The sequence below is a fragment of the Streptomyces gobitricini genome (assembly GCF_039532985.1).
Classification (GTDB): Bacteria; Actinomycetota; Actinomycetes; order Streptomycetales; family Streptomycetaceae; genus Streptomyces; species Streptomyces gobitricini.
This window is the reverse complement of sequence record NZ_BAAASR010000010.1, coordinates 17,381-43,814: the sequence shown is the minus strand read 5'-3', so window position 1 is coordinate 43,814 and position 26,434 is coordinate 17,381. Positions and strand designations below refer to the sequence as shown.

Genomic DNA, 26,434 nt, shown 5'->3' with positions numbered 1-26,434 from the left:
CGGAGCTCGGCCCCGTACCGGACGGGCGGCCGGCCGGCCGGCCGGGGAGCCGACGCCGACGCCTGCCGTCGACGCCGCCGTCAGTCGACGCTGCGCAGCAGCGCTTCGACGGCCTTGACCCGGTCCCCCAGTTCGGCCAGCTGGCCGCGGAGCGACTCCTGCTGGGCGACCGCCTCCTCGGCGAGCTTGCGGTACGAGGCCATGGCCACGGCATCGGCGCGGTGGCGCTGCAGTCTGAAGTACGCGACCACGCTCGCTGTGATGCCGCCGACGATGATCAGGACGACGGCGATGGCGATGATGGCCCCGGTCATGTGCGTTTCCCCTTCACGTCTTTCAGGCCCTTCGGGTCCTTCGGGCCCGCCGAGTCCGCCCGCTCCGGCGCGGCACCGGCGTCCACCGCCCGAGCCTCGTCGGCCCGTACGGCCGCGAGGATCGTATCGACATTCACGTGCAGGTCGAACGCGCCCAGTTCGAAGTACTTCAACGCCTTGCCGTCGTCCGACAACTCCAGGTTTCCGACGACCAGGCCGGCCTTCTCCAGCCGTTCCAGGTGCATGTACAGCAGGGGGCGGGACATACCGAGGCGGCGGGCCAGCTCGCTGACGTACATCCGGCCCTCGGCGAGCTCGGCGATGACCCGGAGGCGCTGTGCGTGACCCACGGCAGCGAGAACAGCCAGAAGCTCCTCGCTGGTCATGGCCCACCTCTGACATCCCGGGAAACTTTGAGACGAGACTTTCCCACGACCTGCGCGGATGTCAAACGATCCCGGGCCCCGGGAGGGGTGACGGTAGGACCACGGCGGCGGCCGCCAGACCGTGGCCGACGACCCACCGGCCGCACAGCCGGCCGTCGGAGAACGCCGGCTCGTCCGCCCCGTGCCCTGCCACCACCCGTGCCCGGAACACATCGCCGCGGGGCTCGAAGTCGACCTCCACGTCGTGGAAGCCCAGCCACACGCCGGTGAGCGGGAACCACGCCTTGTACACGGCCTCCTTGGCGCAGAACAGCAGCCGGTCCCAGCACACCGCCGCGTCGGCGCGGCGCAGCCCCGCCTGCCGGGCGCGTTCGGCGGGGCGCGCGACGGTCGCCAGGACCCCGTCCCGCAGCGGCCGGTGCGGCTCGGCGTCCACCCCGACGGCCCGAGCGGCGCTGCGCAGGGCGACCGCGGCGGCCCGGTAGCCACCGCGGCAGTGCGTCATGCTGCCGACGACACCCTCGGGCCACCGGGGGGCGCCGTCGGCGTCGGGCAGGAGCGGTACGGGCGGCCGGCCCAGTGTGCCGAGGGCGAGGCGGGCACAGTGGCGTACGGTCGTGAACTCGCGCCGCCGTCCCTGCGCGGCGCCCGCCACCACGGCCCGCTCCTCCGGGAAGAGCCGGGCGCCGGGCGGGTCCGTGAAGGCCTCGACGGCGGTGACGTACGGCGGCAGGATCCGCTCGATCACGCCGGGTCCACAGCGGGGATCACGCCGGGGACCACACCGGCGACCACGCGGTGCGCCCGGTCACGAACAGCTCGCCACCGTCGAGGAAGCCCAGGTCCCCGGTACGCGTGCCGGCCCGGTCGCAGCCGCCGCCGGCCACGGCCACCCGGATCTCGCCGACGGCCCGCTCGGGGAGCGGCCGGTACGACACCGGGTCGACGACCCGTACCTCCGTGCCCGGCAAGGGTGTTCCCCGGCCCACCAGTTCGACCCCGCCGCGGTCCGACGCGGGGACGGGCACCGCCTTCCCCCGGGCGAGGGCCCCGCGGTCGTAGCGCCCGGAGACGGTCGGGTACAGCGGGCGCGCCAGCGTGACGCCGAGGGCGCCCTCGCCGGGGCCGTAGCCCGCGGCGAACATCTCCTCACGGAAGAAGCCGGGCCGGAACGCGTCGGCGAACCGGCGTAGCGTCCGCGCCCTGACCGGCTGCCCGCCGTTGCCCCCGACGGCGGCCACCCGCCACGTCGACAGGTCGATGCGCATCCGTTCGGCCGCGGGGACGCGCCGGACGCACAGCTCGTACGCGATGTCCGGCGCCGCGGCGAAGACGTCCTCCTCCGCCTCGATGGCGCGCAGCCACACGCGCGGGTCCCGCACGAACGCGGCGGGCTCCAGGGTCACCGAGGCCGCCCCCGACATGAGCGGGAGGACCAGCGCCGTACCCAGGCCGGTGCCGTGCCAGAGGGGCAGCCAGCTGACGACGGTGGTCCCGGTGTCGATGTCGCACCGGTCGCGCACCGCCGCCTGGCCCGCCGCCAGTGTGCCGTGGCCGACGGGGAGGCCCCGGGGCCGTTCGGCGGGCCGCTGGGCGTACTGGAGCAGCGCCGGCGCCCCGGGGGCCGGCGGCACGGGGCCGTCCCACCGGTCGTGGGAGGCCGGCGACTGCTCCCGTACGGCGACTCGGGCGACACCGAGCGACGGTCCCGGCGGGGCGGAGCCCGCCACCAGCACCGCGCTCGGGCGGCAGTCCCGGGCGATGGCGGCGGCGGCCGGTCCGGTGGCGTCCGCCACCGGCACGGCGACCATCCCGGCGTACAGGCAACCGAAGAAGGCGACGTGGAAGTCGAGTCCCGGCATCGGCGGGATGATCACGCGGTCGCCGGGCCGTCCCGTCCCGCGCAGCGCGGCCGCCACCGCGCGGGCGCGCGCGTCGAGCTCGGCCGGGGTGAGGCGGGCGATCCGCTCACCCTCCGCTCCCAGAGCGGTGAACAGGTGCCGGTCCGCGCCGGGGCCGGTGGCCCGGTCGAGCAGCCGGCGCACCAGGCTTCCGGCCGGCGCAGGGGCCACCGGTCGCGGGTCCTCCCCGCGCCCGACGCCCTCGACGGCGTTCTCCGCGACACTCGGGATCGGCGGTGCGCTGCTCATCGGTTCGTCCTCCCGGTCGAGCCACTCCGTGCCACCGTCATGCTGCCGGTCGGCGCTGACGTGTCACTGACAGGCAGGTCGGTGTGCGGCCGAGCCGTTGCCGGACGGGCCGTCGCCGGGCGGGCCTGGCCAGCACCGGGAGTGAGCTGGCAGGATCGCGCCATGCTCCCGCCCCTGTCCCGCATCAGCCGCCGCCGCGCCCTCCAGGGGTCGGCGGTGGGTCTCGTGGTGCTGGGCCTGCTCCTGTGGTGGCTGGTACCCACCGGCCAGTCGTCCCCGAGCGGCAAGGTCACGTTCAGTACGGGCGTGCCGACCGGTGTGTACCAGCGGTACGGCGAGCTGCTTGAGGAGGCGCTCGGGCGCAATGTGCCCGACGTCGCCATAACGCTCCAGGACAGCGAGGGCTCCCGGCAGAACCTGGAGCGGCTCGCGTCCGGGGAGGCCCATTTCACCATCGCCACGGCCGACGCGGTGGCGACGTACATCCGGGACAGCAGGCCCGGCGCGTACGACCTGCGCGGCTGCGCCCGGCTGTACGACGACTACGTGCAGCTCGTCGTGCCGAGCGGCTCGAAGGTGCGCTCCGTTCGCGATCTGCGGGGGATGCGGGTAGGCGTGGGACAGGACGGATCGGGCGTAAGGCTTGTCGCGAACCGGCTGCTCCAGGCCGCCGAGATCGATCCGGAGACGGGCATCGAGCCCGTGCCGGCCGGGATCGACACCATGCCGTCCCTGCTGGAGCGCGGCCGGCTCGACGCGTTCTTCTGGTCGGGCGGCCTGCCCACCAGTGCCGTGCAGAAGCTCTCGGAGCGCTTCCCGATCCGGCTCGTCCCGCTGGACGGCGACCTGATCAACGGGGTGCACGAGGGTGGTGGCAGCGGCCGCTACTACCGTTCGGCCGTGGTGCCCGCGGACGCCTACGCCCTCGCCCAGGAGGGCCGGCCGGTCGAGACGGTGGCCGTGGCCAACCTGCTCGTGACCACCGATCGTACGGACCCGGCGCTGACGGAGGCCTTCACGCGCACCGTGATCCAGAGCCGTGACCGGATCGGCCGCGAGGTGCACCCCGCGCAGCTGGTCGACCTGCGGACGGCGATCTACACGGACCCCCTGCCGCTGCACGAGGGCGCGCGCCGCTACTACCGCTCGGCGAAGCCCTAGCCGTGTCGCCCCGGGAGGTTGTGGACGGGTGAGCCGGTTGCGCGGCGGGACGGCGGCCGGAACGGCCGGACCGCGGCCGGGCACCACCGCCCGCCGCTCCGGCCGGCCGCGCGCTCAGCCGCCGTCGGGCGCGCTGCGCGGGACGGTGACCGTGACGCGAAGGCCGTGGGGCTCGTGGTGGGAGTACGTGATCGAGCCGCCGCCCGCCGTGAGCAGGGCGCGCGAGATGGACAGGCCGAGGCCCGAGCCCTTGACGTTCTGGTGGCGGTTGCTCCGCCAGAAGCGGTCGCCGATGCGGACCAGTTCCTCGTCGGTCAGGCCGGGGCCGCCGTCCGTGACCACGATCGTGGAGGTGTCCCCGTCCGCCGCGACGGTCACGGTCACCTCCTCGCCGGCGGGCGTGAACTTCAGCGCGTTGTCGATCACCGCGTCGAGGGCGCTGGACAGCGCGACGGGGTCGGCCCAGGCGGTGACGGCCGAGCCGCGGCCGGTCAGGCGGACGCCCTTCTCGTCGGCGAGCGGCCGCCAGGCGGCCACGCGCTCGCCGGCCAGCTCCCCGATGTCGGTGAGTCGCAGATCGGCGGACGCGTGTTCGGCCAGGGCGAGGTCCAGCAGGTCGTCGAGGACCTGGGCGAGACGCTTGCCCTCGGTGCGCACGGAGGCGATCTCGTCGTTGCCGGGCGGGAGTTCCAGGGCGAGCAGCTCGATGCGCAGCAGGAGCGCGGCGAGCGGGTTGCGCAACTGGTGCGAGGCGTCGGCGACGAACGCCCGCTGCTGCTCCAGCACCTCCTCGACGTTGTCGGCCATCTCGTTGAACGAGCGGGCCAGGCGCCGCAGCTCCGGCGGGCCGCCCGCCGCCGCGACCCGGGAGTTCATCCGGCCGGTCGCGATGTCGTGCGTGGCGGCGTCCAGGACCTTGACGGGCTTGAGCACCCACCCCGTGAGCCGGAACGCCGCGCCGACCGCCACCAGCATCGCCGCGACCTCGCCGGCGGCGATCAGCAGCCAGCCGTGCAGGATGCGGGAGCGCAGCTGCCCGGTGGGCGAGTCGGTGAGCACGACGGCGACGACGTCACCGTCCCGTACGACCGGCGAGGCGACCGCGAGGCGGGCGTTCCGCTGCCAGGGCCAGACCTGCGGCGGGTCGTGGCTGCGGCGGCCCAGCAGGGCCTCGCGGAAGGCGCGGCGGGGCTCGCCGCTCCGCGGTACGTCCCAGTCCTTGGGGGCGCGGGCCATGGCGGTGGTGTCGCGGTAGAAGACACCGGCCTCGATCCCGTACACGCCGTGGTAGCGGACGAGTTCGCCGTGGAGGGTGGACTGCCGCTCGTCGATGCCGGGCCCGCGCTCGGTGACGAACTGGGCGAGCGCCGCGAACCGGGCGGTGTCGTCGATCCGGTCGACGACGACGGTCTGCTGCTGGGTCGCGGCGAGGCTGGCCGCGAGCGGGAAGCCGAGCGCGAGCAGCACGCCCGCCATGAGGACGAGGAGGAGGGGGAGCAGTCGGGTGCGCACAGGGGCTTCAGGGTGTTACGCGGCCGGTGCGACCAGGCGGTAGCCGACCCCGCGGACGGTCTCGATGAGGGCGGGCATCCGCAGCTTGGCGCGCAGGGACGCCACGTGCACCTCCAGGGTACGGCCGGTGCCCTCCCAGCTGGTGCGCCAGACCTCGCTGATGATCTGTTCCCGGCGGAAGACGACGCCGGGCCGCTGCGCGAGCAGCGCGAGCAGGTCGAATTCCTTCCGGGTGAGCTGGACCTCCGCACCCGCCACGCTCACCCTTCGGGTGGACAGCTCGATGGTCACGGAGCCCAGGCGCAGCGGCGCGGCCTCGTCCGTACCGCCGGGGCCGGCACTGTCGTCCGTGTCCGCGGCGGCCGAGCGCCGGCTGACGGCGTGGATGCGGGCGAGCAGCTCGCCGGTGTCGTACGGCTTGACGACGTAGTCGTCGGCGCCCAGGTTGAGGCCGTGGATCCGGGAGCGGACGTCGGCCCGCGCGGTCACCATGATCACCGGGGTGGTGGTGAGCTTCCGGATCCTGCCGCACACCTGGTAGCCGTCCTGGTCGGGCAGGCCGAGGTCGAGGAGGACGACGCCGAAGGGCACCCGCCCGGCGTTCGCGGCGGGCAGGACGGCCTGGAGCGCCTCCTCACCGTTGCGGGCGTGGGTGACGTCGAAGCCGTGCTTCTTGAGGATCGCGGACAGGGCCGCGGCGACGTGGTCGTCGTCCTCGACGAGCAGCAGTCTCATGGCCCCCCTCCGAAAGGTGCGATCGCTTGGGTGACCATACGGCCACCTCGGCATGAACGCTGATGTGCTGCCCGCCAGTCAAGAGGGTTTCGGCCGCGGGGAGGTTCCGTTATGCACCCGTTCTCCACACCGCCGCCCCGGGGCCGCCCCGTTCACGCATAGTGTCCGGTTGCAGCCGGATCGTTATGCTCAATTTCCGCTCAGATGTGATGACGCTGGTCGCACCACGTGCTTAGTGTCCTCCCAACCGAGGAGGACGGAGCAAGAAGCCGATGAGCGGAGTGTCAGTGACCAAGGGCGCGGAGGACGCCGTACCGACGGCGAGCGACCTGGTCGTGCTGAGCAACGTCAACAAGCACTTCGGCGCGCTGCATGTGCTCCAGGACATCGATCTGACCATCGCCCGTGGCGAGGTCGTGGTCGTCATCGGACCGTCCGGGTCCGGCAAGTCCACGCTGTGCCGCACCATCAACCGCCTGGAGACGATCGACTCGGGCAGCATCACCATCGACGGCAAGCCGCTGCCCCAGGAGGGCAAGGAGCTCGCCCGGCTGCGCGCCGACGTCGGCATGGTCTTCCAGTCGTTCAACCTCTTCGCGCACAAGACCGTGCTGGAGAACGTCATGCTGGGCCAGGTCAAGGTCCGCAGGGCGGACAAGAGGGCCGCGGAGCAGAAGGCCAGGACGCTGCTCGACCGGGTGGGCGTCGGCTCGCAGGCCGACAAGTACCCGGCCCAGCTGTCCGGCGGCCAGCAGCAGCGCGTCGCGATCGCCCGCGCGCTGGCGATGGACCCCAAGGTGATGCTCTTCGACGAGCCCACGTCGGCGCTCGACCCCGAGATGATCAACGAGGTCCTCGAGGTCATGCAGCAGCTGGCGCGGGACGGGATGACGATGATCGTCGTCACCCACGAGATGGGCTTCGCGCGGTCCGCCGCCAACCGGGTCGTCTTCATGGCCGACGGCCGGATCGTCGAAGAGGCGACGCCCGAGCAGTTCTTCAGCAATCCGCGCAGCGACCGGGCCAAGGACTTCCTGTCGAAGATCCTTCACCACTGACGGATCCCGCTGGTCCCCAGCGGTGACGACGACCAACGAACCACGACATAAGGGATGTTCACCATGAAGCTCCGCAAGACGGCCGCGCTGGCCGTTGCCGTGCTCGCGCTGTCCGCGACCGCCTGTGGTGGCAAGGAGGGCTCCGCGGGCGACAAGCCCTCCGGCGTCCAGCCCGGCGCCACCAACGCGCCGGCGCTGCCGATGTACGTCGTCGCCTCGAACGTCGACCTGAAGGGCTCCGCGACGTTCAAGGCCGCCAAGGAGCGCGGCAAGCTGATCATCGGCTCCAAGGCGGACCAGCCGTACCTCGGCTTCGAGGACCAGGCCACCAAGAAGCGCTCCGGCTTCGACGTCGAGATCGCCAAGATGGTCGCGGCCGAGCTGGGCTTCACCGAGTCCCAGATCGAGTGGAAGACGGTCGACTCCAGCACCCGCGAGACCGCCATCTCCAAGGGCCAGGTCGACTACTACGTCGGCACCTACACGATCAACGACAAGCGCAAGGCCCAGGTCGGCTTCGCGGGCCCGTACTACAAGGCCGGCGCCGACCTCCTGGTCCGCAAGGACGAGACCGCGATCACCGGCCCGGAGACCGTCAAGGGCAAGAAGGTCTGCTCCATCAAGGGCTCCACGCCGCTCCAGGAGATCAAGCAGCCGAAGTACGGCGCGAGCACCACCGAGCTCGGCAAGTACTCGGACTGCGTCCAGCAGCTGCTCACCAAGCAGGTCGACGCGGTGACGACGGACGACGCGATCCTCAAGGGTTACGCCGCCCAGAACCCCGGCAAGCTGAAGGTCGTCGGCAAGCCGTTCACGCAGGAGCCCTACGGCATCGGCATGAACAAGGAGGACAAGGTGCTGCGCGACGCGATCAACGACGCGCTGGAGAAGGGCGTCAAGGAGGGCACGTACAAGAAGATCTACGAGGCCACCCTCGGTCTGTCCGGCTCCGAGTACACCGCGCCGCCGGCCCTCGAGCGCTACTGACCGCCCCGCTTGAGGACGGAGCGCCCCGTACCTGACGCGTACGGGGCGCTCCGCCCCTTGCCCGGCGCGCCGCCCGCCCGGGCACCGCGCGCCGCCGGACGCGTCCACACGCACGTACGCACCCGGCACGAGACGCGCCCGCACCGCCCAGCCCCGCACCGCACCCGTGGCACCACAGCACCCGCACCGCACGTCATGCACCACGCACGCCCTACGCACGCCACGCGCACCGCACATCCCACGCGCACACCGCTTTCCCCGCACGCACACCGTCCGCCCCGCACGCACCTTGACCGCCAGCCGCTGACCGCCGACGCGGAGACCCCATGAACGTACTGCTCGACCACTTCTCAGAGTTCCGCGACGGCTTCATAGGAACCGTGTCGATCACCGCCGTCAGCACCGCCATCGCGCTGGTCCTCGGCATCGTCATCGCCGGTTTCCGGGTGTCCCCGGTCCCGCCGCTGCGCTGGTTCGGCACCGCCTGGGTCACCCTGCTGCGCAACACGCCGCTGACCCTGCTGTTCCTGGTGACGACCTTCGTGGTGCCCGAGATCCTGTTCCCGGGCATGAGCGCCTTCGTCCTCGGTTCGATCGCGCTCGGCTTCTACACCTCGTCCTTCGTCTGCGAGGCGGTCCGCTCCGGCATCAACACGGTGCCGCTGGGCCAGGCCGAGGCGGCCCGCTCCCTCGGCATGACGTTCTCGCAGACGCTGCGGCTGATCGTGCTGCCGCAGGCCACCCGTACCGTGCTGCCGCCGCTGAGCTCGATCCTCATCGCGCTCACCAAGAACTCGGCCATCGCGGGCGCCTTCAGCGTCACCGAACTCTTCGGCTGGCAGAAGCTGATGAGCGAAGAGGGGTACGACATCGTCCCCATCTTCCTCTGGGTCTCCCTCGCCTACCTGGTGGTCACCTTCTTCGTCAGCGGTGTCTTCCGCACCCTTGAGCGCCGCCTGGAGGTCGCCCGATGAGCGCCAGCGTTCTCTTCGACGCCCCCGGCCCCAAGGCCGTCGTCCGCAACCGCCTCTACGCCGTCCTCGGCACCCTCGCCATCCTGGGGCTGCTCGCCCTCACGATCGTCCGGCTGAGCAACAAGGGGCACCTCGCCCCCGAGATGTGGGACATCTTCAACTACGCGGGCATCCGGCAGAACATCGCCGACGCCATCCTCGCCACCCTGAAGGTCTTCGGCATCGCGGCCGTCGGCTCGCTGGTGCTCGGCGTGCTCCTCGCCGTCGCGCGGCTCTCCGACCACAAGCCGGTCCGATGGCTGGCGACCGGCTTCATCGAGCTGTTCCGCTCCATCCCGCTGCTGATCACCATCTACGCCGTGTGGGTCGGTTTCCTGACCGACTACTCGATGTGGGCGCTGGCGGTCGGCCTGTCGATCTACAACGGCTGCGTCCAGGCCGAAGTGCTGCGCGCCGGCGTCAACTCCGTACCGAGGGGCCAGCGGGAGGCCGCGTACGCGCTCGGCATGAGCAAGACGCAGGTCATGACGACCGTGCTGCTGCCGCAAGCCGTGCGCGCGATGCTGCCGACGATCATCAGCCAGCTGGTGGTGACCCTCAAGGACACCTCGCTCGGCTTCATCATCCTGTACCCCGAGCTGCTCCAGACCGCCCGCCTGATCGCCTCCAACACCCAGGTCAACGGCATGTACCCGTACGTGTCGACGATCGTCGTGGTCGGCGCCATCTACGTGGCGATGTGTCTGGCGCTGTCCGGGCTCGCCACCTGGATCGAGAAGCGCGGCCGCCGCGCCAAGACGGGCATCGGCCCGGCCGCGCCCGCCGGCAACGCGGCCGTCCTCGGCGGCGACGCCGGGAACGCCAACGCCAACACGATCCTGCTCGGCGGAGGCGACGGTGGGACCGGTGGGGGCGACGGCGGGGCCCACGGCCCCGGCAACTGACGGTATGTGACATCATCCGGGTGTCTTACGTGGTGTAGGGGGCAGTGGCGGTCGCGCCGCTGCCCCCGTCACTTGACGCAAGCACCCGCAGTAGGTTGCATACGTTCTGTGATCGCGTCGCGTCGGGCTCCAGCCGCACTTTCCCGTGTTTCCCCTGCTCACCGCATGGCCGTACGCGCCACAGGAGTCGTACCGTGGACCCGGTGATCGTGGTCGGCGCCGGCCCGGCCGGGCTGGCGCTCTCCCTCGCCCTCGCCGCTCAGGGCGTGCCCTCGGTCGTGCTGGACGAGGGCCCCGGCAAGGAGGAGCCGCGCGCCGCGCGCACCGCCGTACTCCGCCCGGACACGGCCGCGTTCGTGGAGCGTCTCGGCTGCGCGACCGTACGGGACGAGGGGGCGCGCTGGACCGGCTGGCGGTCGATGCGCCGCAGGCAGCAGATGCGGCACATCGAGCTCGGCCCGGAGGTCCCGTCCCCGCTGCACATCCCGCAGCACGCCCTGACGCGCGGGCTGCGGGAGGCCATCGCCGTGCTGCCGGACCCCGAACTGATCCGGGTGATCACACACAGTCGCCTGGACGGCATCGAGCAGGACGCGTACGGCGTCACCGCGCACACCCGCGGACCGGGGGCGACCTCGTGGCGGGGCAGCCACCTGGTCGGATGCGACGGCGCCCGTTCGACCGTGCGCAAGCTGCTGGGTGTCCGCTTCCCGGGGCGTACGGCCGTCGAACGGCACGCCGTCGCCGCCCTGCACGTCGAACTGCCCTGGCCGGACGAGGCGCTGCTGCACCGCCAGCCACCGTGGCGCGGCGTGGGCGAGGAGGTCACCGCCCGGCCGCTGCCCGACGGGAGCTGGCGGCTGGACTGGCTGCTGCCGCCGCGGGGCGACCTCGTGACGCCCGACGCGCTGGTGACGCGGATCCGCGAGACGCTGACCGGCTGGTGCGGCACCACGCCGTCGTACGACCTGGTCGACACGGGCGTCTACACGCTCCACCACCGGCTGGCGAAGCAGTGGCGGGTGCGACGGGCCTTCCTCGCCGGGGACGCCGCCCACCTGCTGGGCGCGCTCGGTACGCAGGGTCTGGACGAGGGGCTGCGGGATGTCGAGAACCTGGCCTGGAAGCTCGCGCTGGCCTGGCACCACGGCGCCTCGGACGTCCTCCTGGACAGCTACCAGGCCGAGCGGCGCACGGCGGTCGCGGCCCGGTTGCGGGCGGCCGACCAGTCGTTGCCGGTGCTGCGCGGCGCGGGCGGGTTGCGGACGTACCTGCGGGGCGGCGGGCACGACTCGCTCCTGACGGACGGGCATGTGGGGCGCGGCCCGCTGGGCGCGCCGCCCGCCTACCCGCACTCTCCCCTCGCGCCGCCGCACGCCGAGGCGTACACGAGCGTCGGTACGCCGCTGGGGGCGCCGGTCGAGGACGTGCGGGTCACGGCACCGGAGGACGGCACGACCGCGCGGCTGCGGGACCGGCTGGGCCGCGGCAGGCTCCTGGCCGTGCTGGTCGCCCCGGGCACGGGAGTGTGGGACCGGCGGCACTGGATGTCCGCGGGCGTGATGCCCCGGCTGGTGGAGGCGGTGTCCACGCTGCCGGTCGAGGGCGAGGTCCTGGTCACGGAGACGTACCCGGGGGCGGCCGCGCACACCGTGCTGCTGGTTCGGCCCGACGGGCACCTGGCGGCGGTCTTCGGCGGGGTACGCCCCGAGGAGCTGCACGCGGCGGCCGACGCGGTGCGGGGCGGTGCGCCCTCGCGCGAACGCACCGACCGGACGGCCGACGTCGGATGACGTCGGATGACGTCGTCCGGCGCGGCTCGACGTCACCTGATGTCGCTCGACGTCAGTCGGTGCCGCTTGCCGTCCCCTGTCGCCGCTCGACGGGGAGCGTGAGCACCTGCTGTACCCCCGCTGATGAACGGCACCGATGTGCGCGGGAGCGGGGGGCGTTCCGACCAGGTCCGCCATGCGGGCTGCGGTTGTCGTCCGTCCTGCTGACTCACTCCTGGGCACCGGTGCCGGGTACTGGGCAGTCCTGGCGGGCCGACCGAACGGCCGACGACCGGGTCGGGCCATAGCCGGCCATCGAGCCATGGCTGGGCCACCGGCCGCCCGAGCCGCGGCGGCTGGACGGCCTGTCGAGGCGGGCGAGCTCATGCGCCCGACCGCTGGACGGCCGGCTGGGCTCGGCGACCCGGCCTGGGGCAGCCGGCCGGCCCGGTTGAAGCGGTCGCGACGTCCCCCTGGCTCAGAAGCCCTCGTGCGGAAGGTCGTCCGTGTCCTCCCCCTCCGCCTCGAGCGCCTGCCGCACCACCCGCAGGGCCATGCCTTCCGGGTAGCCCTTGCGGGCGAGCATCCCCGCGAGACGGCGGAGCCGCCGGTCGCGGTCCAGGCCGCGGGTCGCCCGGAGCTTGCGGGCGACCAGCTCGCGCGCCGTCTCCTCCTCCTGCTCGGAGTCGAGCTGGCCCACCGCTTCGTCGATCAGCTCGGCGTCCACCCCCTTGGTGCGCAGCTCCCTCGCGAGGGCACGGCGGGCCAGGCCCCGGCCGTGGTGCCGGGACTCCACCCACGCGCCCGCGAAGGCCGCGTCGTCGATCAGGCCGACGTCCTCGAAGCGGGAGAGGACTTCCTCGGCGACCTCGTCCGGGATCTCACGTTTGCGCAACGCGTCCGCGAGCTGCTTGCGGGTGCGTGGCGTCCCGGTGAGCAGGCGCAGGCAGATCGCCCGCGCCCGCTCCGCCGGTTCCTGGGGCGACAGCTCCTTCTCGGCCCTCGACGAGTCGGCGCTGTCGCCCGGCCATTCGGTGCGCCTGGCCACGGGGTCAGGCCTTGGCGGCCGCGGTCTTGGTCGCCTTGGTCGCCTTGGCCGCCGGGGCCGGGACCGACTTCGCCGGCTCGTCCGCGACCGCCGGGCCGCCCGTGCCCGCCGCCTCCGTACCGGCGTCGGCCGCCGGGGTCTCGGGCCGGACGCCGACGCCCAGCTTCTCCTTGATCTTCTTCTCGATCTCGTCGGCGAGGTCCGGGTTGTCCTTGAGGAAGTTGCGGGCGTTCTCCTTGCCCTGGCCCAGCTGGTCGCCCTCGTACGTGTACCAGGCGCCCGCCTTGCGTACGAAGCCGTGTTCGACGCCCATGTCGATCAGACCGCCCTCGCGGCTGATGCCGTGGCCGTAGAGGATGTCGAACTCGGCCTGCTTGAACGGCGGCGCGACCTTGTTCTTGACGACCTTGCAGCGGGTCCGGTTACCGACCGCGTCCGTGCCGTCCTTGAGTGTCTCGATGCGGCGGATGTCGATGCGCACCGAGGCGTAGAACTTCAGCGCCCGGCCACCGGTCGTGGTCTCCGGCGAGCCGAACATCACGCCGATCTTCTCGCGGAGCTGGTTGATGAAGATCGCCGTTGTCTTGGACTGGTTGAGCGCGCTGGTGATCTTCCGGAGCGCCTGGCTCATCAGACGGGCCTGGAGACCCACGTGCGAGTCGCCCATCTCGCCCTCGATCTCCGCGCGCGGCACGAGCGCGGCCACGGAGTCGATGACGATCAGGTCGAGGGCGCCGGAGCGGACCAGCATGTCCACGATCTCCAGGGCCTGCTCGCCGTTGTCGGGCTGGGACAGGATCAGGTTGTCGATGTCGACACCGAGCTTCTGGGCGTACTCGGGGTCGAGGGCGTGCTCCGCGTCGACGAACGCGACCTGGCCGCCGGCCTTCTGCGCGTTGGCCACGGCGTGCAGGGTCAGGGTCGTCTTACCGGAGGACTCCGGGCCGTAGATCTCCACCACACGGCCGCGCGGCAGGCCGCCGACGCCGAGCGCGACGTCGAGCGCGGTCGAGCCGGTCGGGATGACCTCGATGGGCTCCCTCGACCGCTCGCCCATGCGCATCACTGCGCCCTTGCCGAATTGCCGTTCAATCTGTGCGAGCGCGGCGTCGAGCGCCTTCTCGCGGTCGGTTCCTGCCATGGGTTCCACCCGATTTGCTTGAGTCGATCGCTTCACGTCAAAGACGCTAACCCCTGCCACTGACAATGGGCCCCGACGTCCCTCCGACCTGTGGATAACTCGGCGGCCCACGCCGTGCCGCCCCGTGACTCCGGGCCGGAACCCCATAAGAATGGATGTTCGATTTTGCTGTCAAGCGAGCCACACCGACACACGGCGTCCCCTCACCGCCCCCGGCGCCGACCGGCTGCGCACCGGCGTCCTGCCGCCGCTGGAGCGGAAGACGGGCGCCGAGCCGCTCGTCGGCGGCCCGACGGCGGCTTGAAGGCAGGCCGAAGGCGGCCACCGCGGACTTCGCGGCCACCGTCGCGGACCGGATGCCGCGGTTCGTGGCAATCGTCGTCGGCCTGCCGGCCGCTCCTGCTGGTCGTGTTCCGATCGTCCCGGCGCTCAAGCGAATCCTGGGGCGCAGCGCCTGGTGGGTTCCGGACCCGCCGGACCGCCTCCCGCCGAAGCCGGTCCTGGAGCGCTCCCGGAGCAGCCCTCCCGGGTGGCCACCGGTGGGAACGCGCCCGGGTGCGCCCCGCCGGCCGGTCTCAGGCCGCGTCGGGCGGCGGGGTCCGCTCGTCCAGTTCCTTCTTGGCGCGCAGCGCCCGCTGCACCCGGGCGAGGACGGCCTCGCCGTGCCGCCGGTGGCCGTGCACGCGCGGGTCCTCCGTCACGTCGTACCGCTTGACGTACGCGCCGAGGAACGCCTGCAGCGTGGCCACCGCCGGGATCGCGATGAGCGCCCCGACCGCGCCCAGCAGCGCGGTGCCCGCGACGACCGACCCGAAGGCGACCGCCGGGTGGATGTCGACGGTCTTCGCGGTGAGCTTCGGCTGCAACACGTAGTTCTCGAATTGCTGGTACACCACCACGAACACCAGCACCCACAGCGCGTACCAGGGGTTCTCGGTGAAGGCGATCAGCATGGGGAGCGCGCCGGCCAGGTAGGTACCGATGGTGGGGAGGAACTGGGAGACCAGACCGACCCAGACGGCGAGCGCGGGTGCGTACGGCACTGCCAGGAACTGCAGCAGGACGTAGTGGGCGACGCCGGAGACCAGCGCCATCAGCCCGCGCGAGTACAGGTAACCGCCGGTCTTGTCGACGGCGATCTCCCAGGCGCGCAGTACCTCGGCCTGCTTCGCGGGGGGAAGGACGGAGCACAGGGCCCTGCGCAGGCGCGGTCCGTCGGCCGCGAAGTAGAACGAGAACAGGAAGATCGTGAGCAGCTTGAACAGGCCGCCGAGCACCGTCGCTGAGACGTCCAGCACTCCGCTCGCGCTGTTCTCCACGTACTTCCGCAGCCAGTCGGAGCGCAGCAGGCTGTCCTGGACCTCGACCCGGGAGAGCTCGGTGTGGAACGTGTGGTTGGTCCAGTTGATGAGCGAGTCGATGTACCGGGGGAAGTCCTCGACCATTTCGACGATCTGGCCGGCCAGCATCGAGCCGAGCAGCACGACGAACCCGACGCCTGCCGCCAGGACGCCGAAGAACACCAGGAAGGTGGCGAGACCACGGCGCATGCCGCGGGCGGCCATCCGCCCTACCGCCGGCTCGATCGCCAAGGCCAGGAAGAACGCGATCAGAATGTTCAGCAGCAGGCCGATGAGCTGGTGGAACGCCCAACTGCCCAGCTGGAAGCAGGCATACAGGGCGAGGGCCAGCACCATCGCCCTCGGCAGCCAGCGGGGCATGCGGGCGGCGGGAGCCCCACTCCCGGCCGGAGCGGCCGTCCCCGGCGCCGCGGTCCTGCTCGGCGGCACGGCGGCGGCCGCGCTCGTGGCCGGTGACGCGGCGCGCGTCACCGGCTCGGTGCTCGTCGTTTCGATCTCGGTCTCGGTCTCGTCAGTCGGGGCCACGGGGCAAGTCTCGCGTACGGCTACGACAGGCGGCCGCCCAGCCCGGCGGCCACCACCCCACAGCGGCCTCACCCCTCGCCGGACTCACCCGGCCGTCCACCCCACCCCGAGGGCAGCGGCGCGTCGGTGCCGCCCGGCCGACCGGCCGCACGCCCTCTCCACACGACGGGCGTACCGCTCGCGCACCCGCCGCTCGCCGGCGGCACCACCTCAGGGCCGCGGCTCGGCCGCCCGCGGCGCGCCCGGCCTCTGCTGTCGACGACGCGGCCGCCCCGAGGATCACAGCCACCCGCGGCGAGCACGGCCGCCCGCGAGGATCACAGCCACCGGCGGCGAACGCGGCCACCCGGCGCGTCAGCGTTTGTCCGCGGGGACGTCCACGGCCGCACAGACCGCGCGCCACACGTCCTTCGCCTCCCAGCCCGCGTCCAGCGCCTGGTACACCGTCCGGCCGCCCAGCTCGGACATGACATGGTCCCGAGCGAAGGACTCGGCGTACACCTCACCGAAGTGGTCGGTCATCCGCTCCCAGAAAATCGTCAACCGCATGCCTCGAGTATCCCGCTCCTGAGAGTGCAGCCACGCCCTCGCCCCTTCCCGAAAGCCCTTTCCGCCCTACGGTCGGATCATGGCTGGAACTCCCCTCACACGCGCCGAGCACTTCATCTGGCTGACGGCCCGCGTGCTCGAACAACGGCGGTTCGCTCACCACTTCCTGGGCGGTGGCGCCGACCCCGTGGAGGCCGCCCTGACCGCGTACCTCAACGAGGACGGGGGCTACGGTCACGCGCTGGAGCCCGACCTGCGCGGCCCCGTCAGCCTGCCGCTGCACACCGCGCACGCGCTGCGGGTGCTGGACTCCATCGGCCGCTGCGGCGGACTGCGGGCGGAGCGCGTCTGCCGCTATCTGACGGAGGTGTCCACGCACGAGGGGGCCCTTCCGGCGCTCCACCCCTCCATCCGTGGCTATCCGACCGCCCCGTTCATTCCGGTCATGGACGATCCACCGGGCGAGCTGCTGGCCACCGGCCCGGTGGTCGGACTGCTCCACCGCAACCAGGTGTGGCACGCGTGGCTGTTCCGCGCCACGGACTTCTGCTGGGCCGCCGTCGACGCGCTGGAGAAGTCCCACCCGTACGAGGTGCAGGCCGCCGTGGCGTTCCTGGACGGGGTTCCCGACCGGGCCCGCGCGGAGGCCGCCGCGGACCGGCTCGGCCGTCTGGTGCGGGACCAGCGGCTGGCGGTGCTGGATCCGCGGCGCGTGGACGAGTATCCGGTCGCCCCGGGCTACGCCCCCGGCGAGTACCACTTCCCGCACGACTACGCGCGCGTGCCGGGCTCTCTCGCCCGTCGCTGGTTCACGGACGAGGAGATGTCCCGTTCCCTGGATTTCCTCGCGGCCGAGCAGGACGAGGACGGCGGCTGGCCGGTCAGGTGGCGGCAGTGGGCTCCGGGCACGGCCCTGGAATGGCGGCCGATCGTGACGATCGAGGCGCTGCGCACCCTGCGGGCGTACGGCCGCCGGATCGGCGGCTGAAGGACCGCCGCCCGCCGACGGCCCCCTCGGCGCGGCTGCCGCTCCCCCGCCGTCAGCCCGCCCGGGGCCCGCACCCCGGCCGCCCGGGACCCGCGCATCCGCCGTCAGCCGCCGTCAGCCGCCGTCAGCCGCCCAGGGCTCGTACCCCGGCCGTCACCGCGACGGCGGCGGCGACCACCACCAGGAAGGGGGCGCGCAGCACCAGGGCGAGCGCCGCGGCGGCGACCCCCGCCCCCCGGGCGTCCACGACCAGTGCGCTGTTGCTGCTGAAGGTCTGCTGCGCGGTCAGCGCGGCCAGGAGGGCGACGGGCAGCAGCGCCGAGAGCCGCCGCACGAGTGGCCGCTCCAGCGCCCCCGCCGGCACCAGAAGCCCGATCAGCTTGAGGAGGTAGCAGCCGGCGGCAGTCAGGCCTATGGCGAGCCAGATGGTCAACGGTCCGTCTCCTTCCGCACACGGCCGGTCCCGCGGCCGCCGAGCCACAGCACGACGGGCGCGGCGAGCGCCGCGACCAACACCGGCACCCCGGCGGGCAGCACCGGCAGGCACCCCAGGCCCAGGACGACGGCGACCGCGGCGACCACCCGCTCCGTGGCCGTCCGCAGCATGGGGGCCAGCAGGGCGAGGAAGACGGCCGGCCCGGCGGCGTCCAGTCCCCACGCGTTCGTGTCACCGATGGCCTCGGCGCCGAGCGCGCCGAGGAGCGTGGTCAGGTTCCACAGCACATAGAGGGTGAGTCCGGTGACGGTGAAACCGATGCGGGCGGTCCGCCGGTCCGGCTGGGCGAGTGACACGGCCGCCGTCTCGTCGATGACCCAGTGAGCGGCGAGGGGCCGTACGGCACGCGGCAGGGCGAGGAGCTGCGAGAGCCTCAGCCCGTAGAAGGCGTTGCGGGTGCCGAGGAAGAAGGCGCCCGCAGCGGCGGTGAAGGGATTGCCGCCGGCCGCGAGCGCCCCGACGAGGGCGAACTGCGAGGCGCCGGTGAAGACCAGCAAACTGAGGGCGCACGTCTGGAGCAGGTCGAGCCCCGCGCCGGCCGAGGTCACGCCGAAGGCGAAGCCGGAGAGCCCGACGGCCACCCCGACGCCGAGCGCGTCGCGGACGACGGCACGGTCGGGAGGCGCGGCGGCGGCCCGGGGACCGGTGCGGGGGGAAGGTGGTGCGGGTGCTGTTGGTTCTGCCACGCGGGCGACGTTACGGACCCGGCGGTTCCCCGGTCTTGTACGTTCTTGCACGTTCCCGCCGGTACGCGCCCGGCGGCACCCCCACGATCCGGGTGAAGTGCCGGTTGAGGTGGGGCTGGTCGGTGAAGCCGACGGTGACGGCGGCGGCGGCCGGCGTCGTGCCGGACTCCAGCAGGCGGCGGGCGGTCCGCACGCGCGCGTTGGTCAGCCAGGTGTGCGGGGGCATGCCGTAGGCGGCCTTGAAGGCACGGAGCAGGGCGAACGGGCTGGTGCCGAGCTCTCCCGCGAGTTGCTCCAGCGACGGTGGCTCGGCCATGCGCTGCTGGAGGAGTTCTCTGGCCAGGGCGGCCGTACGGGTCCCCGCGGTGAGCGGTTCGCGCCGTGGCAGCGGCTGGCCGTGGCGGCGCAGCAGCCGGGCCACGGCCACCCGCAGGAGGCTGTCGGCGGCGAGCGCGTTGCCTTCCTCCGCCGCCCGGTGGACGGCCCGGACGAGCTGGGCGGTGTCCTCGTCCTCGACGATGGTCTCGGCGAAGCCGACCGTTCCGCGCAGGGTCGTCTCCTCCCGTGCGATCGAGGCGACGAGGGCCGTCGACGGGTAGAGGGTCGCGTAGGACCAGCCTTCCGGCACTCCGGCGTGTGCGGAGTGCGGCACCTCCGGGTTGATCATGACGACGGTGCCGGGGCGGGCCCGGATCGTTCCCTCGGGCATGACCACGTCCTCCACCCCGCGCCGCACCGCGCCGAGGACGTAGCCCTCGTGGCTGTGCCGGGTGAAGGAGTGGCGTACGTACCGGGCGCGGAGCAGGTCGAGCCCGGGTACACCGGGGAACTGCCAGTGCCTGGCCCACTCGCTGTCCCGGCCGTTCTCCCGCCCGCTCGCCATGCCTCCATTCTGCGTCCGGCGGGACGCTCCCCGGCTCACGTGTCCATGGCGTGGACGGCCCGGGCAGCGTTGCCGCGCCGGATTGTCAGTGGTGGGGTGCACGATGGAGGACATGGCCAGGACTGCGCTCGATTCCTTCTCCCCCGCGACCCGTGGCTGGTTCACGGGGGCTTTCAGCGCGCCCACCGCCGCTCAGGAGGGTGCCTGGCGCGCGATCGGGGAGGGGTCGGACGTCCTGGTCGTCGCTCCGACCGGGTCCGGCAAGACGCTGGCCGCGTTCCTCGCCTCGCTGGACCGGCTGGCGTCCACGCCTCCTCCGGCCGACGCGAAGAAGCGCTGTCGCGTGCTGTACGTGTCCCCTCTCAAGGCTCTCGCGGTCGACGTGGAGCGCAACCTGCGCAGTCCGCTGACCGGCATCCGGCAGGAGTCGGTCCGCCTCGGCCTGCCCGAGCCGGATGTACGGGTCGGCATCCGCTCGGGCGACACGCCGGCCGCCGAGCGGCGCTCGCTCGCGACCAGGCCGCCGGACATCCTGATCACCACGCCCGAGTCGCTGTTCCTGATGCTCACCTCCGCCGCGCGGGACGCGTTGTCCGGCGTCGAGACGGTGATCCTGGACGAGGTGCACGCGGTGGCCGCCACGAAGCGCGGTGCCCATCTGGCGCTGTCCCTGGAGCGGCTCGACGAGCTGCTGGCGCGCCCGGCCCGCCGCATCGGTCTGTCCGCGACCGTGCGGCCGGTGGACGAGGTGGCCCGCTATCTGTCCCCCCAGCGCAGAGTGGAGATCGTCCAGCCCGCCTCCGGCAAGGAGTTCGACCTGTCCGTGGTCGTCCCGGTCGAGGATCTGGGCGAGCTGGGGGCACCTCCGCCGAAGGCAGGGGGAGGGGCGACGGACGTGGACCAGGCCGAGCGGCCGTCGATCTGGCCTCATGTCGAGGAGCGGATCGCCGACCTCGTCCAGGCGCACCGTTCGACGATCGTCTTCGCCAACTCCCGGCGGCTTGCCGAGCGGCTGTGCAACCGGCTCAACGAGATCGCCTACGAGCGGGCCACCGGGGAGGCGCTCCCCGATGACCAGTCCCCCGCCGAGCTGATGGCGCAGTCCGGCGCCGCGCGGGGCGCCCCGCCCCTGCTGGCCCGGGCGCACCACGGCTCGGTGTCCAAGGAGCAGCGCGCCCTGGTCGAGGAGGACCTCAAGGCGGGCCGACTGCCGGCCGTGGTCGCCACCTCCAGCCTGGAGCTGGGCATCGACATGGGCGCGGTGGACCTGGTCGTCCAGGTCGAGTCACCGCCGTCGGTGGCCTCCGGCCTCCAGCGGGTCGGCCGCGCGGGCCACCAGGTGGGCGCCGTGTCCACGGGCGTGGTGTTCCCCAAGTACCGCGGCGACCTGGTGCAGGCGGCCGTCGTCACCGAGCGGATGCGCTCCGGCGCCATCGAGTCGATGCGGATCCCGGCCAACCCGCTGGACGTCCTGGCCCAGCAGCTGGTCGCCATGGTGGCCCTGGACACCTGGCAGTTCGACGATCTGCTCGCCCTGGTCCGGCGGGCCGCGCCGTTCGCGTCGCTGCCCGAGTCGGCGTTCACCGCCGTGCTGGACATGCTCGCCGGGCGGTACCCGTCCGACGCGTTCGCGGAGCTGCGCCCGCGCGTGGTGTGGGACCGCGTCACCGGCGCGGTCACCGGCAGGCCGGGGGCGCAGCGCCTCGCCGTCACCTCCGGCGGCACGATCCCCGACCGGGGCCTGTTCGGGGTGTTCCTGGCGGGCTCCGACCCCAAGAAGGGCGGCGGCCGGGTCGGTGAGCTCGACGAGGAGATGGTGTACGAGTCGCGGGTCGGTGACGTGTTCACCCTCGGCACCTCGTCGTGGCGGATCGAGGACATCACGCGTGACCGGGTGCTGGTCTCGCCGGCGCCCGGGGTGCCGGGCCGGCTCCCGTTCTGGAAGGGGGACCAGCTGGGGCGCCCGCTGGAGCTGGGGCGCGCGGTGGGTGCCTTCCTCCGCGAGGTGGGGTCGCTGGCACCGGACGACGCGCGGCTGCGGTTGCTGGCGGCGGGTCTGGACGCGTGGGCGGCGGACAACGTCCTGGCGTACCTGGACGAGCAGCGCCGGGCCTGTGGCCATGTGCCCGACGACCGGACCATCCTGGTGGAGCGGTTCCGCGACGAGCTGGGCGACTGGCGGGTGGTGGTGCACTCACCGTTCGGCGCGCAGGTGCACGCCCCGTGGGCGCTGGCCCTGGGCGCGCGGCTCACCGAGCGGTACGGCATGGACGCCCAGGTGATGCACGCCGACGACGGCATCGTGCTGCGGCTGCCCGACGCCGACCTGATGGGCCTGGACCTGCTCGACCAGGCCCCGGTCGTCCCCGGCCCGGAGTACGACGACGACAAGGCGCCGGTGGGCGCGGCCGACGTCCTGTTCGACAAGGGGGAGGTCGACCAGATCGTCACCGACCAGGTCGGCGGTTCGGCGCTGTTCGCCTCCCGGTTCCGTGAGTGCGCGGCCCGCGCCCTGCTGCTGCCGCGCCGCACCCCGGGTAAGCGCACCCCCCTGTGGCAGCAGAGGCAGCGCTCTGCCCAGTTGCTCCAGGTGGCCAGCGAGTTCGGTTCGTTCCCCATCGTCCTGGAAGCGGTCCGGGAGTGCCTCCAGGACGTCTTCGACGTCCCCGGCCTCCGTGAGCTGATGGGCGACATCGAGGCCCGCCGTGTCCGGCTGGTCGAGGTCACCACTCCCGAGCCGTCCCCCTTCGCCCGCTCGCTCCTCTTCGGCTACGTGGCGCAGTTCCTGTACGAGGGTGACTCCCCGCTCGCCGAGCGGCGGGCAGCCGCCCTGTCCCTGGACTCACGGCTCCTCTCGGAGCTGCTGGGCCAGGCGGAGCTTCGCGAGCTGCTCGACGCGGACGTGCTGGCCGAGCTGGAGAGCGAGCTGCAGTGGCTCACCGAGGACCGCCGGGTGAAGGACGTGGAGGGCGTGGCCGACGTGCTGCGGGTCCTGGGCCCCCTCACCGACGCCGATCTCGTCGAGCGCGGCTCCGACCCGGAGTGGCCCCGGCACCTGGCGAAGGCCCGCCGGGCCATCCAGGTGCGTATCGCCGGCGCCGACCACTGGGCGGCCGTCGAGGACGCGGGCCGGCTGCGGGACGCGCTGGGCACCGCCCTGCCGGTCGGCGTCCCGGAGGCGTTCACCGAACCGGTCAAGGACCCGCTCGGCGACCTCCTCGCCCGGTACGCGCGTACGCACGGCCCGTTCACCTCCGCCCAGGCCGCCGCCCGGTTCGGTCTCGGCTCCGCCGTCACCGACGGCGCTCTGCACCGCCTGGCCGCCGCCGGCCGCGTCGTCCAGGGCGAGTTCCACCCGTCCGGCATCGGCCAGGAGTGGTGCGACGCGGCAATCCTGCGCCGGCTGCGCCGCCGCTCGCTCGCCGCCCTCCGGCACGAGCTGGAACCGGTGCCGCCCGCGGCACTCGCCACCTTCCTGCCCCAGTGGCAGCACCTGAGCGGCAACAATCTGCGCGGCATCGACGGTCTCGCCCGTGCCATCGAACAGCTGCAGGGCGCGTCCGTCCCCGCCTCCGCCCTGGAGAAGCTGGTCCTGCCCTCCCGCGTCGCCGGCTACAGCCCCGCCATGCTCGACGAGCTCACCACCACGGGAGAGGTCGTATGGGCCGGAGCGGGAGCTCTGCCCGGCAAGGACGGCTGGGTCTCGCTCTACCTGGCCGACGCCGCTCCCCTGCTGCTCCCGCGGCCCCACCCTCTGGAGCTCACCGCCCTGCACGAATCAGTGCTGGCCACGCTCTCCGGCGGCTACGGCCTGTTCTTCCGCCAGATCGCCGACCAGGTCCGCGCCACCACCCATCCCGACGCCACCGACCCTCAGCTGGCCGACGCCCTGTGGGACCTCGCCTGGTCGGGCCGGCTCACCAACGACACCCTGGCTCCGCTGCGCTCCGTGCTGGGTTCGGGTCGTACGGCGGGCTCCACCGCCCACCGCGCCAAGCGCACCGTCCCCCGCGGCCGGTACGGCACGCTGACCGCGGCCGCCCGCACGGCCTCCCGATCCGGCCCGCCCACCGTCAGCGGCCGCTGGGCCCTCCTGCCCCCACCGGAGCCGGAGCCCACCCACCGCGCCCACGCCCTGGCGCGCACCCTGCTGGACCGGCACGGCGTGGTCACGCGCGGCGCGGTGGCCGCCGAGGGCGTGGAGGGCGGGTTCTCGGCGACGTACCGGGTGCTGTCGGCCTTCGAGGACAGCGGCCAGGCCCGCCGCGGTTATGTCGTCGAGGGGCTCGGAGCCGCCCAGTTCGCCATGGACGGCGCCGTGGACCGGCTCCGCGCGGCGGCCGCCGTCCGTGAACGCGCGGAGCCGGGTGCCGCCACACGTGCGGTCGTCCTCGCCGCCGCCGACCCGGCCAACGCGTACGGCGCCGCCCTCCCCTGGCCCGAGCCCCCCACCGGCGCCGGCCACAAACCCGGCCGCAAGGCGGGCGCCCTCGTCGTCCTCGTCGACGGCGAGCTCACCCTCTACATGGAGCGCGGCGGGAAGACCGTACTGTCCTGGCCGGCCGAGCCGGATGATCCCGCCCTGCAGGCCGCCGCCGACGCCCTCGCGGCAGCCGCCCGGGCGGGCTCCCTCGGCACCGTCACGGTCGAACGGATCAACGGCGCCGCGGCCCTCACCTCCCCGCTGTCCCGGTCCCTGGAGTCAGCGGGTTTCCACGCGACACCCCGCGGCCTCCGCCTGCGCGCCTGACCCGCGCCCGCCCACCACCCTGCCGTGTCCCGCATCATGGACCCATGCCCGAAGGAGACACCGTCTGGCTGACCGCCCGTCGCCTGCACACCGCCCTCGCGGGCAAGCCCCTGGTCCGCTCCGACCTCCGTGTCCCGCGCCTGGCCACCGTCGATGTCACCGGGCGGACGCTGCTGGACGTCACGCCGCGCGGCAAGCACCTCCTCACCAGGATCGAGGGCGGCCTCACCCTCCACTCCCACCTCCGGATGGACGGCTCCTGGCGCGTCTACACCCCCGGCGAGCGCTGGAACGGCGGCCCCGACCACCAGATCAGGGCCATCCTCGGTACCGCCACCCACACCGCCGTCGGCTACCGTCTCCCGGTCCTCGACCTGATCCGCACCACCGACGAGCCGTCCGTCGTGGGCCATCTCGGCCCCGATCTCCTGGGTCCGGACTGGGACGCCGAGGAAGCGGTACGCCGGGTGTGCGCCGATCCCGCCCGCCCCCTCGGCGAGGCTCTCCTCGACCAGCGGAACCTCGCGGGCATCGGCAATGTCTACAAGTGCGAGCTGGCGTTCATGGCCCGGGTCACTCCCTGGCTCCCGGTGGGCGACCTCCCTCCGGGTGTCCCCGAGAAGCTGATCGCCACCGCCCATCGCCTCCTGGAGGCGAACAAGGAGCGCTTCGATCGCCGGACGATCCTCACCACCGACCGCCGGGACCGGAAGCTCTACGTCTACAGCCGCAAGAACCACCCCTGCTACCGCTGCGGCACCCCGATCCGCCGCCAGGAGGAGGCCGGACGGGACCGCATCTCCTACTGGTGTCCGGGCTGCCAGACCGGTCCCGGGCCTGCGGCCCCTGCTCGCTGACGATTGGTCACGCTTTCGTCCGGCCGTCCCCTCCCGGCTCCCTCGCCGCCAGGAGCGCCCCGTGTCTCCTTCACGGCCCGCCGGATCCCGCGCCGGAACGGCGGCACAACCATGCCCTGACGACACGTCCCGCCCGGGACGGCGTACGCCCCTCGGACGCCGTACGGGCCGAGGCCACGTGCACGGGCAGCAGGCTCAGTCCCCAACCGCCCGCCGCGACGGTCCCTTCCACGAGCCCGGCGTGCCCCGGCGCCAACGCCAGTCTCAGCACCGCCCACCACCACAGCCCGCCCAGCACCAGCGCCAGCGCGAACACCGGCAGCGGAACCCGTCGCCGTACCATGGCCGCCTCCTCCGGTCGACGCTAGACCGGGACGATCACATGAGGGGAGGGCGTACCGGTGCGCGCCTCCGGCGCACGCCGGGCGCTCGGTACACCCTCCCGCTCATATCCGTCCCGTCCCAACGCTCAACGTTCAGCGCTCGACGGGATTACGGGTTGTCCGCCTGACGGCTCTCCGCCTGGAACATCCACGCGTGCTTCTCGAGGTCGGCGGTCAGGGCGATCAGGAGGTCCTGCGAGACCGGGTCGGGCTTGTCGGTCGCCTCGATCCGCTCCCTCATGCGCCCGACCACGGTGACCAGCGCGTCGACCATGATCCTTACCGCTTCATCGTCCTTGATCCAGCCCGTCGGCACGTTCTTGATCGCCGTGCTGGACGCGACCGTCGAAGCTCGCCCGTCCGGGGTGACGCCCAGCGCCGACGCGCGCTCCGCCATGACGTCGGAGTGCTGGCGGGCGGTGGCCACGACCTCGTCGAGCTGCAGGTGGATCGAGCGGAAGCGCGGACCGACCACGTTCCAGTGCACCTGCTTGGCCACGAGCGACAGGTCGACAGCGTCGATCAGCGCGCCCTGCAGGGCTTCACCGACCACCTTCAGATCGGCGTCGGACAGCGGGCTCTTGACGACAGACATTCCGAATCCTCCGTTCCCGGCGTGCGGCGAATGCGCACACCAGACCACCATTGCACATACGACCTAAAACGGGCATTCGGAGTAAACGAAAGCCCCGGTCGGCCATTCGGGTACCCGACCGGGGCTGAGCCCAAAACGTGCACTCTCCAAGAGAGCCTTCACGCGCCCTCGCAGGAGCG

The 26,434-nt window shown here is 72.9% G+C and carries 24 protein-coding genes and 1 pseudogene; 10 read left to right on the top strand and 15 right to left on the bottom strand.

Annotation, left to right across the window (positions count from 1 at the left end):
- Positions 1-80: 80 nt before the first annotated feature.
- The 4 genes from ABD347_RS09050 to ABD347_RS09035 form a co-directional block, all read right to left on the bottom strand.
- Complete coding sequence (locus tag ABD347_RS09050) at positions 81-314, bottom strand: hypothetical protein (RefSeq protein WP_344358745.1); 234 nt, start codon at positions 312-314, stop codon at positions 81-83.
- The gene (locus ABD347_RS09045; RefSeq protein WP_344358744.1) at positions 311-700 is read right to left on the bottom strand and encodes an ArsR/SmtB family transcription factor; all 390 of its coding nucleotides are present in this window, start codon (positions 698-700) and stop codon (positions 311-313) included. The genes ABD347_RS09050 and ABD347_RS09045 overlap by 4 nt, the downstream gene beginning before the upstream one ends.
- A gap of 61 nt (positions 701-761) precedes the next feature.
- Positions 762-1,448 (bottom strand): 4'-phosphopantetheinyl transferase family protein, encoded by a 687-nt coding sequence (locus tag ABD347_RS09040; protein WP_344358743.1) that lies wholly within the window; start codon positions 1,446-1,448, stop codon positions 762-764.
- Between the two features lie 19 nt (positions 1,449-1,467).
- The gene (locus ABD347_RS09035; protein ID WP_344358740.1) at positions 1,468-2,850 is read right to left on the bottom strand and encodes an AMP-binding protein; all 1,383 of its coding nucleotides are present in this window, start codon (positions 2,848-2,850) and stop codon (positions 1,468-1,470) included.
- Positions 2,851-3,012: 162 nt separating this feature from the next.
- Here ABD347_RS09035 and ABD347_RS09030 point away from each other — a divergent pair, with 162 nt between their 5' ends.
- Positions 3,013-4,011 (top strand): TAXI family TRAP transporter solute-binding subunit, encoded by a 999-nt coding sequence (locus tag ABD347_RS09030; RefSeq protein WP_344358738.1) that lies wholly within the window; start codon positions 3,013-3,015, stop codon positions 4,009-4,011.
- A 114-nt stretch (positions 4,012-4,125) separates the two neighbouring features.
- Here the strand turns inward: ABD347_RS09030 and ABD347_RS09025 are convergent, their stop codons facing one another.
- Together ABD347_RS09025 and ABD347_RS09020 are read right to left on the bottom strand one after the other, a co-directional pair.
- Complete coding sequence (locus tag ABD347_RS09025; protein ID WP_344358736.1) at positions 4,126-5,523, bottom strand: sensor histidine kinase; 1,398 nt, start codon at positions 5,521-5,523, stop codon at positions 4,126-4,128.
- Between the two features lie 15 nt (positions 5,524-5,538).
- Positions 5,539-6,258 carry a response regulator transcription factor gene (locus ABD347_RS09020; RefSeq protein WP_344358734.1) on the bottom strand — a complete coding sequence of 240 codons (720 nt, stop codon included), beginning with the start codon at positions 6,256-6,258 and terminating at the stop codon, positions 5,539-5,541.
- A gap of 272 nt (positions 6,259-6,530) precedes the next feature.
- Between ABD347_RS09020 and ABD347_RS09015 the strand changes: the two genes are divergently transcribed.
- The 5 genes from ABD347_RS09015 to ABD347_RS08995 all read left to right on the top strand — a co-directional run bounded on the left by ABD347_RS09015 (position 6,531) and on the right by ABD347_RS08995 (position 12,014).
- Complete coding sequence (locus ABD347_RS09015) at positions 6,531-7,316, top strand: amino acid ABC transporter ATP-binding protein (protein ID WP_344358732.1); 786 nt, start codon at positions 6,531-6,533, stop codon at positions 7,314-7,316.
- A 63-nt stretch (positions 7,317-7,379) separates the two neighbouring features.
- Positions 7,380-8,303: a glutamate ABC transporter substrate-binding protein gene (locus ABD347_RS09010; protein ID WP_344358730.1), complete on the top strand. Its 924-nt coding sequence runs from the start codon at positions 7,380-7,382 to the stop codon at positions 8,301-8,303.
- Positions 8,304-8,629: 326 nt separating this feature from the next.
- Entirely contained in the window at positions 8,630-9,277 is a 648-nt protein-coding gene (locus tag ABD347_RS09005) for an amino acid ABC transporter permease (protein ID WP_344358728.1), read from the top strand.
- Positions 9,274-10,221 carry an amino acid ABC transporter permease gene (locus ABD347_RS09000; RefSeq protein WP_344358726.1) on the top strand — a complete coding sequence of 316 codons (948 nt, stop codon included), beginning with the start codon at positions 9,274-9,276 and terminating at the stop codon, positions 10,219-10,221. Before ABD347_RS09005 ends, ABD347_RS09000 begins: the two co-directional genes overlap by 4 nt.
- 194 nt (positions 10,222-10,415) lie before the next feature.
- Positions 10,416-12,014 (top strand): FAD-dependent monooxygenase, encoded by a 1,599-nt coding sequence (locus tag ABD347_RS08995; RefSeq protein ID WP_344358724.1) that lies wholly within the window; start codon positions 10,416-10,418, stop codon positions 12,012-12,014.
- A gap of 457 nt (positions 12,015-12,471) precedes the next feature.
- Here ABD347_RS08995 and recX read toward each other — a convergent pair.
- Together recX and recA are read right to left on the bottom strand one after the other, a co-directional pair.
- Positions 12,472-13,086, bottom strand: a pseudogene (gene recX / locus ABD347_RS08990) (recombination regulator RecX); the annotation flags it as partial.
- Positions 13,046-14,182: a recombinase RecA gene (gene recA, locus ABD347_RS08985; protein WP_344358722.1), complete on the bottom strand. Its 1,137-nt coding sequence runs from the start codon at positions 14,180-14,182 to the stop codon at positions 13,046-13,048. The gene recA and the pseudogene recX, both read right to left, overlap by 41 nt.
- Positions 14,183-14,333: 151 nt before the next feature.
- Here recA and ABD347_RS08980 point away from each other — a divergent pair, with 151 nt between their 5' ends.
- Positions 14,334-14,486, top strand: a complete 153-nt coding sequence (locus ABD347_RS08980; protein ID WP_344358720.1) for a hypothetical protein — start codon at positions 14,334-14,336, stop codon at positions 14,484-14,486.
- Positions 14,487-14,757: 271 nt separating this feature from the next.
- Here the strand turns inward: ABD347_RS08980 and ABD347_RS08975 are convergent, their stop codons facing one another.
- Together ABD347_RS08975 and ABD347_RS08970 are read right to left on the bottom strand one after the other, a co-directional pair.
- Positions 14,758-15,903, bottom strand: a complete 1,146-nt coding sequence (locus ABD347_RS08975; RefSeq protein ID WP_425575610.1) for an AI-2E family transporter — start codon at positions 15,901-15,903, stop codon at positions 14,758-14,760.
- Positions 15,904-16,422: 519 nt separating this feature from the next.
- On the bottom strand, positions 16,423-16,617 hold the full coding sequence (locus tag ABD347_RS08970; protein ID WP_344358716.1) for a DUF3046 domain-containing protein: 195 nt from the start codon (positions 16,615-16,617) through the stop codon (positions 16,423-16,425).
- Between the two features lie 79 nt (positions 16,618-16,696).
- On the opposite strand from ABD347_RS08970, the gene ABD347_RS08965 reads away from it, so the two are divergent.
- Entirely contained in the window at positions 16,697-17,605 is a 909-nt protein-coding gene (locus tag ABD347_RS08965) for a hypothetical protein (RefSeq protein ID WP_344358714.1), read from the top strand.
- 124 nt (positions 17,606-17,729) lie between these two features.
- Here ABD347_RS08965 and ABD347_RS08960 read toward each other — a convergent pair whose 3' ends face one another.
- Genes ABD347_RS08960 through ABD347_RS08950 form a run of 3 tightly spaced genes read right to left on the bottom strand, consistent with a single transcriptional unit; the run spans position 17,730 to position 19,670 of the window.
- On the bottom strand, positions 17,730-18,038 hold the full coding sequence (locus tag ABD347_RS08960; RefSeq protein ID WP_344358711.1) for an AzlD domain-containing protein: 309 nt from the start codon (positions 18,036-18,038) through the stop codon (positions 17,730-17,732).
- Entirely contained in the window at positions 18,035-18,787 is a 753-nt protein-coding gene (locus ABD347_RS08955; protein WP_344358710.1) for an AzlC family ABC transporter permease, read from the bottom strand. Before ABD347_RS08955 ends, ABD347_RS08960 begins: the two co-directional genes overlap by 4 nt.
- A 10-nt stretch (positions 18,788-18,797) precedes the next feature.
- Positions 18,798-19,670: an AraC family transcriptional regulator gene (locus tag ABD347_RS08950; RefSeq protein WP_344358709.1), complete on the bottom strand. Its 873-nt coding sequence runs from the start codon at positions 19,668-19,670 to the stop codon at positions 18,798-18,800.
- A 112-nt stretch (positions 19,671-19,782) separates the two neighbouring features.
- Between ABD347_RS08950 and ABD347_RS08945 the strand changes: the two genes are divergently transcribed.
- Positions 19,783-24,420 carry an ATP-dependent helicase gene (locus ABD347_RS08945; RefSeq protein WP_344358707.1) on the top strand — a complete coding sequence of 1,546 codons (4,638 nt, stop codon included), beginning with the start codon at positions 19,783-19,785 and terminating at the stop codon, positions 24,418-24,420.
- Between the two features lie 44 nt (positions 24,421-24,464).
- Positions 24,465-25,277 carry an Fpg/Nei family DNA glycosylase gene (locus ABD347_RS08940; protein WP_344358705.1) on the top strand — a complete coding sequence of 271 codons (813 nt, stop codon included), beginning with the start codon at positions 24,465-24,467 and terminating at the stop codon, positions 25,275-25,277.
- Positions 25,278-25,347: 70 nt separating this feature from the next.
- On the opposite strand, the gene ABD347_RS08935 is transcribed toward ABD347_RS08940, so the two are convergent.
- Positions 25,348-25,620: a hypothetical protein gene (locus ABD347_RS08935; RefSeq protein WP_344358703.1), complete on the bottom strand. Its 273-nt coding sequence runs from the start codon at positions 25,618-25,620 to the stop codon at positions 25,348-25,350.
- Positions 25,621-25,769: 149 nt separating this feature from the next.
- A complete protein-coding gene (locus tag ABD347_RS08930) occupies positions 25,770-26,255 on the bottom strand; it encodes a Dps family protein (RefSeq protein WP_344358701.1) in 486 nt (161 codons plus the stop codon).
- Positions 26,256-26,434 lie beyond the last annotated feature (179 nt).

Coding starts and splice junctions, on each gene's coding strand:
- ABD347_RS09050 (WP_344358745.1), bottom strand. CDS start 314: ATGACCGGGGCCATCATCGCCATCGCCGTCGTCCTGATCATCGTCGGC.
- ABD347_RS09045 (WP_344358744.1), bottom strand. CDS start 700: ATGACCAGCGAGGAGCTTCTGGCTGTTCTCGCTGCCGTGGGTCACGCA.
- ABD347_RS09035 (WP_344358740.1), bottom strand. CDS start 2,850: ATGAGCAGCGCACCGCCGATCCCGAGTGTCGCGGAGAACGCCGTCGAG.
- ABD347_RS09030 (WP_344358738.1), top strand. CDS start 3,013: ATGCTCCCGCCCCTGTCCCGCATCAGCCGCCGCCGCGCCCTCCAGGGG.
- ABD347_RS09020 (WP_344358734.1), bottom strand. CDS start 6,258: ATGAGACTGCTGCTCGTCGAGGACGACGACCACGTCGCCGCGGCCCTG.
- ABD347_RS09015 (WP_344358732.1), top strand. CDS start 6,531: ATGAGCGGAGTGTCAGTGACCAAGGGCGCGGAGGACGCCGTACCGACG.
- ABD347_RS09010 (WP_344358730.1), top strand. CDS start 7,380: ATGAAGCTCCGCAAGACGGCCGCGCTGGCCGTTGCCGTGCTCGCGCTG.
- ABD347_RS09005 (WP_344358728.1), top strand. CDS start 8,630: ATGAACGTACTGCTCGACCACTTCTCAGAGTTCCGCGACGGCTTCATA.
- ABD347_RS09000 (WP_344358726.1), top strand. CDS start 9,274: ATGAGCGCCAGCGTTCTCTTCGACGCCCCCGGCCCCAAGGCCGTCGTC.
- recA (WP_344358722.1), bottom strand. CDS start 14,182: ATGGCAGGAACCGACCGCGAGAAGGCGCTCGACGCCGCGCTCGCACAG.
- ABD347_RS08980 (WP_344358720.1), top strand. CDS start 14,334: ATGGATGTTCGATTTTGCTGTCAAGCGAGCCACACCGACACACGGCGT.
- ABD347_RS08975 (WP_425575610.1), bottom strand. CDS start 15,903: ATGCCCCGCTGGCTGCCGAGGGCGATGGTGCTGGCCCTCGCCCTGTAT.
- ABD347_RS08970 (WP_344358716.1), bottom strand. CDS start 16,617: ATGCGGTTGACGATTTTCTGGGAGCGGATGACCGACCACTTCGGTGAG.
- ABD347_RS08965 (WP_344358714.1), top strand. CDS start 16,697: ATGGCTGGAACTCCCCTCACACGCGCCGAGCACTTCATCTGGCTGACG.
- ABD347_RS08950 (WP_344358709.1), bottom strand. CDS start 19,670: ATGGCGAGCGGGCGGGAGAACGGCCGGGACAGCGAGTGGGCCAGGCAC.
- ABD347_RS08945 (WP_344358707.1), top strand. CDS start 19,783: ATGGCCAGGACTGCGCTCGATTCCTTCTCCCCCGCGACCCGTGGCTGG.
- ABD347_RS08940 (WP_344358705.1), top strand. CDS start 24,465: ATGCCCGAAGGAGACACCGTCTGGCTGACCGCCCGTCGCCTGCACACC.
- ABD347_RS08935 (WP_344358703.1), bottom strand. CDS start 25,620: ATGGTACGGCGACGGGTTCCGCTGCCGGTGTTCGCGCTGGCGCTGGTG.
- ABD347_RS08930 (WP_344358701.1), bottom strand. CDS start 26,255: ATGTCTGTCGTCAAGAGCCCGCTGTCCGACGCCGATCTGAAGGTGGTC.